Here is a 14,692-nt window from a genome sequence, read left to right on the forward strand (position 1 = left end):
TGGGAACAACCACAATCGAATTGCTTCTACATTACGGCGCTGCTGCACTCAAACGGGGTAAATGGAAATGATGAAGTTAAAGCTGGACTGGTTTCGGGACAAGGGTTTCCGAAAGTCGCTTTCAAGAACGCAAACGCCGCCATTTTCAGAAACGGCAAGGCAGATCGGACGGACGCGCTTACTTGCTCAAAGCTTATTATGGGGCGTTACGCTAACTTCTTTAAGCAACGCGATCGCACTTTTGCTAATTGAGGCACCCGTCTTAGCAGCAGAACGGGTAACGCTGCGCTTGGGACCGTTTCAGCAATCGGTCGCGATCGAAGATTTAGAGGATTTTGCCAAAACGGGGGAAGTTCCTGCAAGTCTCAAGCCTTACAAGGCATTGCTCAGCTCAGAATTTCGAGACATCCTCAACCGTCGCTTGCACCTAGATCCGAATTTGGGAGACAAAGTGGTGAAAGACGTGTTGCGATCGCCCGTTGGAGAAGAATTAATCAAGAAGCTGGGATTGGCGCTCCCGAATAGTACGGTAGAACAACTGCAAGCAGGTCTAACTCTAGCCTTGCGGCAAGCCAACGGCTTAAGCGTTATCAGCTTTTTGCAGTCCTATCCAGCCGACACCATTACCATAGACGCCTCTTCAGCGATCGCGATCGCCCTAGAATTCAACGCCCCCTACTGGCAAAGCGGAGCTTTAAGCCCTCTACTGGAGCGGGAACTGACCGTCACCAAAGGAAAATTTCGTCCCGCGTTTAACCCCGCCCAAGCGGGTTCCGAAACAGTACAGCAGCAGACCCTGACCTTTCACGACTGGCGACGCCAAGAGCCGATTCTGGGGACATACACCAGCGATCGCAAGATCGTCGTCGATCTTTACTGGGCAAACACAAACGAGAAGCCCGCTTACCAAAATTCTCAAAATCCCCTCGTCGTCCTCTCCCACGGCTTTGGAGCCGATCGCTCCTTCCTGGCTTATGTAGCCCGTCACCTAGCTTCTCACGGCATCACCGTCGCCGCCATCGAACATCCGGGCAGCAATGCCAACCAAATCTTTGGCGGGCATTTTGGCAGCAACTCTGTGGGAGTACCCGGTTTAGTGCCTTTGTTACCGGCGTCCGAATTTGTCGCCATGCCCAAAGATATTAGCTTTTTGCTTGATGAGCTAGCTCGGCTAAACCAGCTACCAGGTTCCCTTCAGGGGAAACTGAATACTGAGAAAGTGAGCGTGATTGGTCATTCCTTGGGTGGCTACACGGCTTTAGCGTTAGCAGGAGGCGAACTGAATCTGGATGAGTTGCGACAATTTTGCAAAAATCGCAATCCTCTAGGGAAATCGGGGGGCGATTGGTTGCAGTGTGCAGCAGCGGATCTGCCCAATCAACGTTTGAGCTTGCGGGATCGGCGCGTGGTGCAAGCGATCGCGCTGAACCCCGTCGTGGGAGACTTATTTGGCAAAAAAGGTCTTGGCAAAGTTAGCACTCCTACCTTAATCTTGACTGGCACCAGCGATCCCCTCACTCCATCGCTGAACCATCAACTACGACCTTTTACCCAACTACCCAGCCCGAAATATCTCCTCACAGCAATTGGCGGAACTCACTTAAGCATTAGCGATTTTGCTCCTGGTAGCCAAGGCGAACAGCTCACTCAAACAACCCTCGTCAACGAACGCACTGGTGAAGTAGCGGCTCCCCTGCGTCAGTTGCTTAAAGGCGTCACCTTGGCATTTGTCAAACAGCTGACTCCAGCCGCCTCAACTTACGAACCCTTTTTAACACCCGTCTACGCCCAATCTCTCTCTACCCCAGAACTGGCGCTGCGCCTGAATACGCAACTACCCCCAAGCGTTACTTCGTGGCTGGCTTTGCCACCACTGCCCTAGAAAGGCGGGCATCCCAATGAAATGTTTCTCAAAACTAAGGCAAGGCTCCGAGTTTTGGATAAAAATCCTGATTTAATCAAAGTCAAGCTGTGACTAATTAAAAGTTAGCATTAAGCTAATCGCTACTTTTGACAGTAGCCTCTTCAGGAGAGAGCGCATTATGGACCCCATCACGATTCTTGCCCCCCTCGCCTTAGTGATTATCGGCTATACAGTGGGTTCTGTGAAAATTATCAACGAAGGAAATCAAGCTTTAGTAGAGCGCTTGGGTCAGTACAATCGAAGACTCGCGCCCGGTCTCAACTTTATCGTTCCCTTTGTTGACTCAATTGTGGTGGAGGAAACCAGCCGCGAGAAGTTTTTGAACATTGACCCTCAACAGGCAATTACCAAAGACAACGTTTCGCTGAAAGTTGATGCAGTGGTGTACTGGCAGATTCTGGATTTGGAAAAAGCCTACTACGCCGTTGAAGATATTGAGCAAGCAATCGAAAACTTAGTTTTGACGACGCTTCGCTCTGCGATTGGTCAAATGGAACTGGAGCAAACGTATTCTTCCAGAACCGAAATTAATCAGACTTTGTTACAGCAGTTGGATGAAGCGACGGCTGCGTGGGGAGTTAAGGTGACTCGCGTCGAGGTACGAGACATTACGCCCGCAAAAACTGTCTTGGAGTCTCTGGAGCTGGAACGAGCAGCGGAAAGTAAGAAACGCGCTTCCATCTTGGAAGCGGAGGGAACTGTGAAGTCGATAGAAATTCTGAGCCAAGCTTTGCAGTCACAACCTTTAAGTAGAGAAGTATTGCAGTTTCTCGTTGCTCAAAGATATGTCGATGCCAATCAGAAATTGAGTGCGAGTCCTAACTCCAAAGTGGTATTTATGGACCCGAAAGCTTTATCAGAAGCCATGACTGATTTAATGTCTACTCCTGAACCGCCTAATGGCTCTAATGGCAATGGATCGGGAACTTAGAAGGTAAAAGGTAAAAAACAAAAATGAAAAGAGTTTTAAGAGTCGAGCTGATTTGAAATTAAAAACATCACTTTTTAAGGCATTTCAAGACAGCGATCGCTCTTAGCTTTTCTATTTTTGTTTTCTGAAAATGGCATCCGCGACGCGACAAACGTCGTGCATAGGTTGGACATCGTGAATTCGGAGGATATCAGCACCTCCCGCGATCGCTCCGCAACAAGCCGCCGCCGTTCCCCACACTCTGCCTTTGGGATCGGGTTGATTTAAAATCCGCCCGATAAAACTTTTCCGGGATGGTCCCACTAACAAAGGAACACCTAAAGAATGCAACATCGGCAGGCGTTGCAGAATTTCCAAACTTTGCTCGTAAGTTTTGGCAAAGCCAATGCCGGGATCGATGATAATTTTTGAGCGATCGATGCCAGATGCGATCGCTTGCTCAATTTGACTTGACAAAAACTCGGAGATTTGCCCCATCAAGTCCTGATAATTCGTCATCTGCTGCATGGTAGCTGGCGTCCCTCGGATGTGCATCAACACAATGGGGACTCCCAACTCTGCCACCACAGCAAACATCTCCGGGTCGAAAGTACCGCCGGAAATATCATTGACGATATCAGCCCCCGCCCCAATCGCTGCCCGTGCCACAGATGCCCGTGTTGTATCCACGGAAATCGGAACCTCAGAAGGATGAGGGATGTATCCCGGAGGGTGGGATAAGGGATTGCTGTGTTGAGCAGATTCTATGACTCCTACCGCAGAATCGGAGTCATCCTCGATCTTTCCTTCTGCACCCTTTCGGAGGGCTTGCACTACTGGTAGCACCCGATCCAATTCCTCTTCCAGAGAGATTTGGGCGGCTCCGGGGCGGGTTGATTGTCCCCCCACATCGAGGATATTGGCTCCGGCTGCCACAAGATGCTTAGCCTGAGCCAAGGCGTCTCCTAGCGTGTTAAAGTCTCCGCCGTCACTAAAACTATCAGGCGTCACATTCAACACACCCATTAAATAAGTGCGCTGTCCCCAGTCAAAAGTTTGACCCCGCAGGGTCAAGCTATTTTGGATTTTGGATTGATTCATCCGTCATCCGGCGAAGAAAGCGCCGCTTCGCTAACATCCTTATCCTTTTTGAAAGTTGACAATTCGGGCAAAACTGGCAGCCTCCAGACTGGCTCCCCCGACCAAAGCCCCATCGATTTCTGGCTGCGCCATGATTTCATCAATATTATTGGGCTTGACCGAGCCACCGTACTGAATCGAGACATTTGGATTTGTCAATTGAGTGCGAATCAAGCCAATCACCCGATTTGCTTCTTTTGACTCGCAGGTGTCGCCAGTACCAATTGCCCAAATAGGTTCGTAGGCAATAACCAGGTTCTCTTGATCAACGTCAACCAAGCCTTTTTTCAGTTGGGTAGAAATCAGGGATTCTGTTTCACCTGCATCGCGTTGTTGCTTGGTTTCGCCGACGCAGAGAATGGGCGTTAAACCGTAGCGTTGCGCTGCTTTCAGCCGTAGGTTCACAGTTTCATCGGTTTCGCCAAAGTATTGACGCCGTTCGCTATGACCCACAATTACGAAACGCACCCCAATTTCTGTCAGCATGGGTCCGGCAATTTCACCTGTGTAGGCTCCCATTTCTTCCCAGTGGATGTTTTGGGCACCCAGCTGCACGCGGCTACCGTGCAGATTTTTAGACATGATGCTCAAAGCAGTGAAAGGAGCCGCTAGGACTACTTCCCGCTCGTCTGGGGTTTCTTCTAGGTGAGACATGAATCCTTGCAAAAACTCCAGACTCTCGGTCTGAGTTTTGTACATTTTCCAATTACCGGCAATAACTATTTTCCGCACAGCTAACTCAGTCAAGTTCAGAATGCTAAAAACTGTAACCTCCAGTTTAGTACGGCGGGGGAACCCCTGCTTTAAAGGCGATCGCATTTACACTTTCTGGTCGCTAAAAGCGCAAATGTCAAGCGACGCGATAATTTCACCCCGCAATCCTTGCACGCCAACACTCGATCCGCAGGAGCGATCGCTCTGGGGATGCTGCTCTTAGCCGCTACTCACTTCAAAAATCTTTTTATTACTTTAGGTGGGTATTTACCCGAAAGATTCCCCCCTATCGTAGGATGTTTCTCAAAAAAACATAGGTTTAAAATTATACCAGAACGTAAATAAAAAACTTAAATTATTGGAGTAAATATGAAACTAAAATTTTTAGCAGCCGCAGCGATTCTGCTTCCCTTAGGCTTAGTTGCTCCCGTCCGAGCCGAAAATCCCGCTCATGTCAGACGATTAATCGAAACTAAGCAATGTCAGAACTGCGACTTGAAAGGAGCCAATCTTGTAAGTGCCCATCTCACGGGGGCTGATTTGAGAGGGGCAAACTTGCAGGGAGCTAACCTAGCGAATGCCAACTTAGAAGGTGCCGATCTAACGCAGGCTAATCTGGAAAAAGCTAATTTAACGGGTGTATTTGCAAATAGCGCCGATCTCCAGAAAGCCGACTTAAGTAGTGCCAATTTGAGAGAGGCTAACTTGATAAATGCTAACTTGAAGGATGCGGCTCTCGACAACGCGATTTTGCCGAATAACGTTAAATGGGATTAGTGGTTTTTTCACAACTAAATATTTGACAAAAATACAAAACTCGGTCAGAAACTGACCGAGTTTTGTTTTGAGCGATCGCTCAAAGCACAAATGCAGCAGTGCTAGGCTCTATCGTGCAGTCTTTGCCGAGAGCCGAGAAGCTTCTTCCTTCAGAATCCATGACGAAGACAAATCTTCTACAAAACTCTTCTGGCTTAAACTTGCAGCTTCAACTACTCTGACAATAAGTGTTGGTAAGTATGTGCTATTAACCATCTGATAGCCATAGCCAAAAACCTTGCCTGAGCGTCCGGTTTTCTTATGTAGTACGCTATCTCCGATATTCAGCATGATTTCAACTCTCCTAATTTTGTGATTTGCCGTTTTCTTACTACTTGAATTGCTCTCAAATGATTGGATGGATATCCCGCTTTTACCGACAATCCATCGATTTGGAATAAATTTGTTTAGGGTTGGGGAATAGAGTTCTTGCAAAAATATTGAGAACCTGTCCTAACTTTCGGAAACGAAGAGGGAGTCTCATTTCCTCCTTGCAAGGAACAAAGAAGATTGATTGTTTTTATTGCAAGAAACGCTTATACACTGAAAGCTCACAACGTTGGATGGAAACTCTTTTCTAGTGCCTTTTCTTGCTCGCTATCGGGATTAAAATCCCATCCCAAAGGACTCAGCACTTTTCAGGGGAAAAAATCTCAAGCGACTAGCTGCGGTTTGCTCGTAGATTCAACAGCAGCTTGGCACAGTAATTTGGTGTACAGATGGCTGAGTCGTAATGCCACGCTATTCCAGCTAAAGGCAATTTCTACCCGTTGGCGACCCATTTGGCCTAATTGGTCTCGCCAATCGGGATCGGCTAGGATGCGGTCAATCGCCTGTCCAAAGGCGACTTCATCTTTGGGAGGTACCAGTAAACCCGTTACCTCTGGCACTACGGTAAACTGCAAGCCGCCTACATTACTTGCAATTACCGGCGTCCGGGTAGCCATTGCTTCAATGGCAACTAAACCGAAGGGTTCGTAATGACTGGGGACAACACACACATCGGCAGCTGAGTAGTAGAGAGGCAAATCGTTATCTTCCACACGACCGGGGAAGCAAGTGAGATCGCCAATGCCTTCTTCAGCTACGATTTTCTCAATGCGATCGCGTTCAATGCCGTCACTCTGTCCCGGACGACTTCCGCCTGCGATGAGGAGCTTTAGGTCGCAAGACTTGCGTAAGCTTGATTTTGCTACAGCTCGGACTAAAGTTTCAATTCCCTTGCGCCGATCGAAACGACCCACATACAGCACTACTTTGGCGTCGCTGGCAATTCCTAGCTGTTGGCGTGCTTCTTGGCGCTGAATGGAACCAAATTTAACGATATCTGTACCGCAGGGAATCATTTCAATCTGTCCCTGAGTGGAAACAAGCGATCGCATTTGATCTTCTTCTTGCGGACTGGTAGCAATCACTCGATCGACTGTTTCCAGACACGCTTTTTCAACGGCAAGTCGTGTGGAAGCGATCGCTGGAATTTCGGAAACTGTACGATACTTTACCGCCCCCAGCGAGTGATAAGTATGTACCTGTATCAAAGGTTGGTGCTTTTTCAGTTCCATTCCCACCCAAGATGACAACCAATAATTGGTATGCACCAGGGTATATTGCCAACCTTCACGCTGCTGAAATGCCTGGAATTGTTCAACAAACTCTGGTAAATAGCAGAAGAGTCGATCCCGACTCATGAATTGGGCTGGCCCAGCGGCTAATCGGATTGTCTGGCAGTTAGGCGTATGCTGAACGACATCCAGTTGCTCCGGAGTGCTGCGGCGAGTGAACATATCCACCTGCCAGCCTTGCTCAGCGAGTGCTAATCCTACTTGACGCACATAGACATTTTGACCTCCAGCTTCTTCTTGCCCAATTTCTACCGCTGGATCGCCATCTACTGAAATTAAGGCGATACGATTTTTTTCAGTCAGTAACATCGGTTGATTTTCTCCTCATAGCTAGCGCACCTGCTCTCCTACGCCAGCAGTTGAAGCACGAAATGTGCCTCTACTCATAGTCGAGGGCAGGTACAACGAAGCGAACAGATACCAGCCAAGGACACTGATGAGATCGCGCAAATTCTACAAAATTGCTGACTCTTCAGTCTCCTCTCAATGCCGACGGAGTTAGCTGACGGGCGAGGACTGAGAGATGTCCCTCTCTGAGAAATTAAGAATGCAAAATTAAAAATTAGGATTACTATTTTTAATTTTTAATCTCTCATCGATAAGCCCCAAAATTTGGTTCCTCCGCTCCAGCTTCACCTTAATTAGATAAGGTACGTTTTTTAAAGTGAGATACTGGATTAGGCTGACTTATGTAGACTGACTGCAACCTTAACACTACAATTTAAAAATCGTCAACCTACCTTAAGATAGATGTTTTTTAATATACGATAATGATATCTATACTTACCCTCCAATCGTCAGACTTACGAGTCAAGCATTTGATGTGGGCGGATGGGGTCGATAGAGTACATTGGGCTAAGTAAAAAAACCATCAGCTAACTTTTGTTAGCGAACGTTCGCGCACAGCATTAACCTATACGACAAGAAATGCAACTCGTTATTAATAAAAGCTTTCTACATCTTTAACCTTCAGTCATTCGTTCAATATCAACCAACTCATAACTAAGAGTTAAAGACTACTAGAAACAACTCTTTACTGTTGCTATGATTCATCTAATTATAGTTTTTATAGCTCGGTGCTAAATCATTTTCAAACGCGAGATATTCGACTTATCGAAGAAGTCAGGAATCTGAACTCCTAGCTTGCAACTCAAATAGGATTGCTATAGCTACGGGATAATTAGATTAGATTTAATAACCGAATGGAATAGTAGTTGTTGAGGAAAAAAGCTCGGTTCAGCGATTAGCGGTTAGCAATTTCAATTCCTAATTGCTAACCGCTAATCGCTAATCGCTAAGTGCTTTTTTTTAACGACTTGCTGCCGCTTCACGAGCAGCTGCCGCTTCATCTGGGTGAATCCCCAAGCGCGTCAGATTAATCCGACCTTTGCTATCAATTTCCCGTACCTTGACAATGACTTCATCCCCGACAGCCACTTCATCTTCGACGCGACCGACTCGGTAATCAGCAAGTTGAGAAATGTGGATCATCCCTTCTTTTCCGGGAAGCACTTCCACAAACGCCCCAATTGGAATAATCCGGGTTACGCGACCAGCGTATACATCACCCTCATTCAGCCTCCGCGTCATCCCTTGGATGATGTTGCGGGCTTTCTTCGCCTTCTCGCCATCTACTGCTGAAATCGTGATTGTGCCATCATCCTCAATGTCGATTTTGGCACCCGTTTCTTCAGTGATGCTCTTAATCATCTTGCCTCCAGGCCCGATGACCATGCCAATAAGTTCTGGCTCAATCTTGAGCGTTAGCAAGCGAGGTGCATAAGGTGACATCTCGGTGCGGGGCTGGTCAATGGTTGCCAGCATTTTCTCTAAAATGTGCAGCCTAGCGCCCTTTGCTTGCTCGACGGCTTTGGCAATGATATCCAGAGGCAGTCCGCTGATCTTCATGTCCATTTGCAAGGCAGTGATACCAGTATCGGTACCTGCCACCTTAAAGTCCATGTCACCTAAGAAATCTTCAATGCCCTGAATATCCGTCAGAATGCGAACTTCCTCGCCTTCTTTAATCAGTCCCATTGCTGCGCCACTCACCGGCTTCGCAATGGGCACGCCAGCATCCATCAAAGCCAGGGTGGAACCACACACCGAACCCATCGAGGTGGAACCATTAGAAGAAAGAACTTCAGACACCACCCGAATCACGTAGGGGAACTCTTCCTTCGGCGGTAACACCGGCACGATTGCCCGTGCGGCTAGTGCCCCGTGACCAATTTCCCGACGACCGGGTGCCCGCATCGGCTTGGTTTCCCCAACAGAAAAGGGTGGAAAATTATAGTGATGTAAATAGCGCTTTTCATCTTCTGGATGCAGGTCATCTGCAAGATCCTGGGCATCGCCTGGGGTGCCAAGAGTACAAACAGATAACACCTGGGTCAGTCCTCGGTTAAACAAACCGCTACCATGAACCCGATTGGGCAACAGACCCACGCGACAAGAGACAGGGCGCACTTCATCAAGCTTGCGACCATCTACCCGGACGCTGTCTTCGACAATCTGACGGCGCATCAGCTTCTTGGTGATGTCTTTAAAGACGTTACTCACTGCTTTAGAGTTAGCCGCAGAAGCCACTCGGATGGGGTCGTCTTCAGCTAATTCTGCGATCGCTGCCAGGATTTGTGTCTCTTTGATCTGATCTAAAAGAGCATCGCGGCTATTTTTGTCGAGTTCAAATTTGGAGAGGACTTCTTTGATTTGGGCAGTCGCGCGATCGCGAATAAAATTCTCTAGGGTCGAATCGACTTCCGGCTGGATTTCTTGAACCAATTCAATCCCCAGTGCTGCCATGAGTTCTCGCTGCGCCTCAATCAAGTCGCGCACCGCCTCATAGCCGAAATCAATCGCCTCAATGACATCCTGTTCTGGCAGCTGATTCGCTCCAGCTTCCACCATAATCACGCCATCTGGAGAGCCTGCCACCACCAGATCCAAATCCCCCGCCTCAATCTCGGCGTAGGTAGGATTGATAATAAAATCATCCCCCACCAAACCAACCCGCACCGCTGCCATCGGTCCTTGGAAGGGAATCTGTGCTAAAAGCACCGCAATTGAAGCACCTGTTACCGCCAGAACATCCGGCGGTACCTGCTCATCCATCGACAGCGTGGTTGCTACTACCTGAATGTCATCTCTCAGCCAGGAAGGAAATAATGGACGCAGGGGACGGTCAATCAAACGACCCGTGAGCGTTACTTTTTCGGGGGGACGCCCTTCTCGTCGCAAGAAACCACCGGGAATCCGACCGGCTGCATAAAGCCTTTCTTCGTAATCTACCATTAACGGCAGGAAATCAATGCCTTCTCGGCCTCCGGAGCGAGTCGCCGTGACTAAAACTGCGGTGTCTCCTGACTGAATTAAAACTGAACCCCCAGCTTGAGGGGCAAGCAAACCCACCTTCAGTCGAATATCCCGTCCATCAAAGGATATTGACTTGTCTAGCTCTACCATGCGGTACTTTGTCCTTCTATCATTTTTCTTTATCTTTCGCAATCGTAGCACTTAGGTACTGGTGGTGCCTTTAGTGTAGATGACGGCATTCCGGAGACGAGGACGGACAGAGGAGTAAGGGCGCAGAGGATCGACGATAACAACTGACGGCTGATAAATTAGCGCAAAGAGCGGTACATCTTTAGGACGTCTCCTACTCGTCCCTGAGATAGTCCATCAAATAAATGTTCAGCGCTCAGAATCCGCCCGATTCTCTCAAATATTAAAGATTGTCACAATCGGATAGAAGGCGTGTTAATTGCCAAGACAAAATTGAACATCATCGCCGTGTAACCCTTAACGGCAGCTATTTCTAGCATTGATCTCCATCAACCTACTCATGCCTTGACCCCGCTCAAGCAGGTTGTACAATAAATCCAGCATTGCAGATGTAGCTGCACCGTCCGGGAAAGTTGGGCTTGAGATAGTAAAGCTCCCAAGATTTTCATCGGCGTTGGTGGATTTAGTGTGGTTGTCGGTGGCAACAAAAGCATCGTGGGTCATCCAGTAGGCAGCAAATTCTACTTTGGATAGAGGTTTACTTTTGCGATAAGTTTGACCCTCAATAATAATCAGATTCAGTAATTTTCTGACTGCATCTTGCTCAGAAGGAAACATCTGGTCGAGTTCGGCTTTAATCCCATTTGGCAAGAAGGTCGTTAAAAAAGTAAATAAATTTTAATTTTTAAGTAAAACTTGTAAAAAGTGATGCCTTTAATTTAGCTAAGGAAAAAGCATCGAATTATCTAATTGCTAATTTCTGCTCTAATAAACGTTAATAAATTGAGTTAATTCTCACAAAAAAAGCTTTTAAACATGGCAATTTTACACGGTAGTTGGCTCATTCAACCTCAGGGTGGTTATCTATTTGTTTGGGGAGAAATTTGGCGACCCATGACGCCTGCGATGTCTTCTCAACCCGATACAGTGGCATCCCATCCGATGGCGATGACGCAGGTAGAATTAATCGCTTTTTTGCGATCGCGTAGTCTCCTTGGAGAATCGCGCAGCCATGCGAAAAGTCGGGCTAATGAGAAATGGGACAAGAAAGCGATCGCTTTGCCCACCCAAATAGAGGCAGGAGATCCAGTTTGCCCACTGCTATCCACCAAAATGCTTTCAGACGGTGCGGATGCTTCAACCTTATCCTTACACCTCTGGCAAGTTGAAGGGCTATGTCTCGATCCTCTGGAAGCCATACAATTTTTGCAAGCGTTGCCCCTTGGCTCTTTTCAAGCATCTGATACTTATGTCGGGGGAGATTTACGCTTTTGGGCACAGGTTAGCCGCTGGATTTTGGATCTTCTGGTGCGATCTAAGTTTTTACCAACCCTGCATCGGCAGTCAGATGGTACTGTTGTCGCCGCTTGGCAACCTCTACTCGATAGTGGGTTAGATCAAGCGCGTTTGGAAAAGTTTACCCAGCTCATGCCCTCTGCCTGCCGCACTTATCAACACTCGGAGGTTAGTGGTAAAGAAAAACCTAAAGAACAACTAGATCCAGAAGAACCCAAGGAATTACTCTTAGGATTCTTAGGCAGTGCGATCGACGCACAAGTGCGTTCGAGTGCTGGGAATTCTGCCTTACCCGCAGTAGAACCGATAGTGCAGGAGTGGTTGCAAGCCCTTTCTACCGCATCCAATACCCTCAAAACAGAACCGGCGGCAATTGGACGCTTGGAAGCAGCCTTTCAGACTTGGACATCGCCAGTACGAGATCATTTACTCGCCCCGGTGTTCGCTAGCGGGGAATTGAGAACCCGCCAATACCAACAAAACCGATTTCGCACCTGTTTCCTTCTCCAACCACCTGATACAGGTGATGAGAATTGGAGTTTAGAATACTTTCTCCAGGCAACGGGCGACCCAGAATTTTTGGTGAATGCAGAAACTATCTGGAACCATCCCTTAGAGCGTTTGGTCTTCAAAGGTCGCACAATTGAGCATCATCAGGAGACTTTTCTGAGTAGCTTAGGTCTGGCTGCCCGACTTTATCCTCCCATTGAATCCAGCTTGCATGAACGTCGCCCACAGTCTTGTCGCTTGACACCCGTACAGGTATACGAATTTATCAAGGCGGGTGCATGGCGACTCAAAGACAGTGGATTGGGAGTCGTGATGCCGTCTAGTCTGATGCCTGCGGAGGGAGAAAATAGGCACTTGGGGCTGAAAATTCGCTCTAGCACCACACCGGGCAAAGGTCAGTCGGGATTGCAAAGCTGGCTGTCTTTCGAGTGGGAATTAGCAATTGGCGATCGCACGATTTCTAAACAAGAATTTGACCGCCTAATCGCTCTGCAAAGTCCGCTAGTGCAAGTGAATGGGGAGTGGATAGCCCTGCAACCCTCCGATGTGAAAGCCGCTCAGTTGCTGCTAGCAACGCCCAAAGACCAAATGGCTCTTTCCTTAGAAGATGCTCTGCGGCTGAGTACCGGCGATACTAAGGTAATCGAAAAACTTCCGGTGGTTAGCTTTGAGGCAGCAGGGCCGCTTCAGCAGTTGCTAACAACTTTAACCAATAATCAGGCGGTGGAAGCGATCGCGCCTCCTGCCAATTTCCAGGGGCAATTGCGACCTTATCAAGCGCGGGGCGTCGGCTGGCTCTCTTTCCTCGAACGCTGGGGTTTGGGAGCTTGCCTCGCAGACGATATGGGATTGGGAAAAACAATTCAATGCATCGCCTTTCTGCTGAATTTACAAGAAGGAGAGAAATTAGAAGCACCGACGCTATTAGTTTGCCCGACTTCAGTTTTGGGGAACTGGGAACGAGAAGTTAAGAAATTTGGCCTTACGCTGAAAGTTGTCGTCCATCACGGGGATAAACGACCGAAAGGGAAAGCGCTGGCAAAAGCCGTTAAGGGCAAAGACTTGGTCATTACCAGTTATTCACTGGCGTTTCGGGATGCCAAAGACCTTCAAAGTATTTCCTGGCGGGGTGTGGTGCTGGATGAAGCTCAAAATATTAAGAATCCCCAGGCAAAGCAATCGCAAGCAGTTCGTCAGTTAAAAGCAGGTTTTCGGATTGCGCTAACAGGAACGCCGGTGGAAAATCGCTTGGCAGAACTGTGGTCAATTTTAGATTTCCTGAATCCGGGGTATTTGGGAACGCGAGATTTCTTTCAACGCCGGTTTGCCTTGCCGATTGAAAAATATGGAGATATGGCTTCGTTGCAGACATTGCGATCGCTTGTTAGTCCTTTTATCCTGCGACGCCTGAAAAGCGATCGCAATATCATCCAAGATTTGCCAGAAAAGCAGGAAATGACCGTATTCTGCGGACTCTCTGCCGAACAAGCTGCGCTCTATCAAAAACTGGTGGAAGAATCGCTGGTTGAAATTGAAGCCAGCGAAGGCGTGCAACGAAAGGGAATCATTTTAGCTTTGTTGATAAAATTAAAGCAAATCTGCAACCATCCCGCCCAATTTTTAAAGGAAAAAGAACTGGTATCACAGCGGCGATCTGGGAAACTTCAGCGGTTAGAAGAGATGTTGGAAGAAGCTTTATTAGAAGGCGATCGCGCTTTGATTTTTACTCAATTTGCCGAGTGGGGAAAACTTCTCCAACCCTATTTAGAGAAACATCTAGGTGGGGAAACCCTATTTTTATATGGAGGCACCCGCAAACAACAACGGGAGGAAATGATTGACCGATTCCAAAATGACCCAGAAGGTCCCCGAATTTTTATTCTTTCTTTAAAAGCTGGTGGAACGGGTCTCAATTTAACACGTGCGAATCATGTCTTTCATTTCGACCGTTGGTGGAACCCAGCAGTTGAAAATCAGGCAACGGATCGGGTATTTCGGATTGGTCAAACCCGGAATGTACAGGTACATAAATTCACCTGTACCGGCACCCTCGAAGAAAGAATTAATGAAATGATTGAAAGTAAAAAAGCATTGGCAGAGCAAGTGGTGGGTGCCGGTGAACAGTGGATTACGGAACTGAATACTGACCAACTCCGCAATTTATTACTGCTGGATCGGACTGCTGTAATTGATGATGAATGAGCCAGTTCAGAGTCATCACTCGTTAGTTGGATTTCTAAAGTAATGACGAATAAC

Annotated in this window: 11 protein-coding genes and 1 riboswitch; of the genes, 5 read left to right on the top strand and 6 right to left on the bottom strand. The window is 47.7% G+C overall.

The features are described from left to right. The first annotated feature begins 67 nt into the window (after positions 1 to 67). Both NDA03_RS10565 and NDA03_RS10570 read left to right on the top strand, forming a co-directional pair. Complete coding sequence (locus NDA03_RS10565) at positions 68 to 1,882, top strand: alpha/beta fold hydrolase (protein ID WP_348237982.1); 1,815 nt, start codon at positions 68 to 70, stop codon at positions 1,880 to 1,882. A 160-nt stretch (positions 1,883 to 2,042) separates the two neighbouring features. Further along, positions 2,043 to 2,855, top strand: coding sequence for a stomatin-like protein (locus NDA03_RS10570; protein ID WP_190429171.1), 813 nt, complete (start codon positions 2,043 to 2,045; stop codon positions 2,853 to 2,855). A 111-nt stretch (positions 2,856 to 2,966) separates the two neighbouring features. On the opposite strand, the gene folP is transcribed toward NDA03_RS10570, so the two are convergent. After that, positions 2,967 to 3,920, bottom strand: a complete 954-nt coding sequence (gene folP / locus NDA03_RS10575; RefSeq protein ID WP_347277018.1) for a dihydropteroate synthase — start codon at positions 3,918 to 3,920, stop codon at positions 2,967 to 2,969. A gap of 54 nt (positions 3,921 to 3,974) precedes the next feature. Further along, entirely contained in the window at positions 3,975 to 4,706 is a 732-nt protein-coding gene (gene tpiA, locus NDA03_RS10580; protein ID WP_190411832.1) for a triose-phosphate isomerase, read from the bottom strand. A gap of 22 nt (positions 4,707 to 4,728) precedes the next feature. Here tpiA and NDA03_RS10585 point away from each other — a divergent pair, with 22 nt between their 5' ends. Continuing rightward, complete coding sequence (locus NDA03_RS10585) at positions 4,729 to 4,911, top strand: hypothetical protein (RefSeq protein WP_190411831.1); 183 nt, start codon at positions 4,729 to 4,731, stop codon at positions 4,909 to 4,911. 146 nt (positions 4,912 to 5,057) lie between these two features. Continuing rightward, complete coding sequence (locus NDA03_RS10590) at positions 5,058 to 5,465, top strand: pentapeptide repeat-containing protein (RefSeq protein ID WP_190411830.1); 408 nt, start codon at positions 5,058 to 5,060, stop codon at positions 5,463 to 5,465. A 108-nt stretch (positions 5,466 to 5,573) separates the two neighbouring features. Here the strand turns inward: NDA03_RS10590 and NDA03_RS10595 are convergent, their stop codons facing one another. The 4 genes from NDA03_RS10595 to NDA03_RS10610 form a co-directional block, all read right to left on the bottom strand. Further along, positions 5,574 to 5,939, bottom strand: a complete 366-nt coding sequence (locus NDA03_RS10595; RefSeq protein WP_242031478.1) for a hypothetical protein — start codon at positions 5,937 to 5,939, stop codon at positions 5,574 to 5,576. Positions 5,940 to 6,157: 218 nt separating this feature from the next. Continuing rightward, positions 6,158 to 7,435 (bottom strand): glycosyltransferase family 1 protein, encoded by a 1,278-nt coding sequence (locus NDA03_RS10600; RefSeq protein WP_348237983.1) that lies wholly within the window; start codon positions 7,433 to 7,435, stop codon positions 6,158 to 6,160. Positions 7,436 to 7,598: 163 nt separating this feature from the next. Next, a riboswitch (cyclic di-AMP (ydaO/yuaA leader) is annotated at positions 7,599 to 7,789 on the bottom strand. A gap of 645 nt (positions 7,790 to 8,434) precedes the next feature. Continuing rightward, a complete protein-coding gene (locus NDA03_RS10605; RefSeq protein WP_190411827.1) occupies positions 8,435 to 10,591 on the bottom strand; it encodes a polyribonucleotide nucleotidyltransferase in 2,157 nt (718 codons plus the stop codon). Between the two features lie 336 nt (positions 10,592 to 10,927). Next, entirely contained in the window at positions 10,928 to 11,281 is a 354-nt protein-coding gene (locus tag NDA03_RS10610) for a hypothetical protein (RefSeq protein WP_348237984.1), read from the bottom strand. Positions 11,282 to 11,446: 165 nt separating this feature from the next. Between NDA03_RS10610 and NDA03_RS10615 the strand changes: the two genes are divergently transcribed. Continuing rightward, positions 11,447 to 14,638, top strand: coding sequence for a DEAD/DEAH box helicase (locus NDA03_RS10615; protein ID WP_348237985.1), 3,192 nt, complete (start codon positions 11,447 to 11,449; stop codon positions 14,636 to 14,638). Positions 14,639 to 14,692 lie beyond the last annotated feature (54 nt).

Origin of the sequence: Trichocoleus sp. Lan, from assembly GCF_039961855.1 — a bacterium.
Lineage (GTDB): Bacteria > Cyanobacteriota > Cyanobacteriia > Cyanobacteriales > FACHB-T130 > FACHB-T130.

Excerpts from the sequence above, each read along its gene's own strand:
- NDA03_RS10565 (WP_348237982.1), top strand. The coding sequence starts at position 68 with ATGATGAAGTTAAAGCTGGACTGGTTTCGGGACAAGGGTTTCCGAAAG.
- NDA03_RS10570 (WP_190429171.1), top strand. The coding sequence starts at position 2,043 with ATGGACCCCATCACGATTCTTGCCCCCCTCGCCTTAGTGATTATCGGC.
- NDA03_RS10585 (WP_190411831.1), top strand. The coding sequence starts at position 4,729 with ATGCTAAAAACTGTAACCTCCAGTTTAGTACGGCGGGGGAACCCCTGC.
- NDA03_RS10590 (WP_190411830.1), top strand. The coding sequence starts at position 5,058 with ATGAAACTAAAATTTTTAGCAGCCGCAGCGATTCTGCTTCCCTTAGGC.
- NDA03_RS10600 (WP_348237983.1), bottom strand. The coding sequence starts at position 7,435 with ATGTTACTGACTGAAAAAAATCGTATCGCCTTAATTTCAGTAGATGGC.
- NDA03_RS10605 (WP_190411827.1), bottom strand. The coding sequence starts at position 10,591 with ATGGTAGAGCTAGACAAGTCAATATCCTTTGATGGACGGGATATTCGA.
- NDA03_RS10615 (WP_348237985.1), top strand. The coding sequence starts at position 11,447 with ATGGCAATTTTACACGGTAGTTGGCTCATTCAACCTCAGGGTGGTTAT.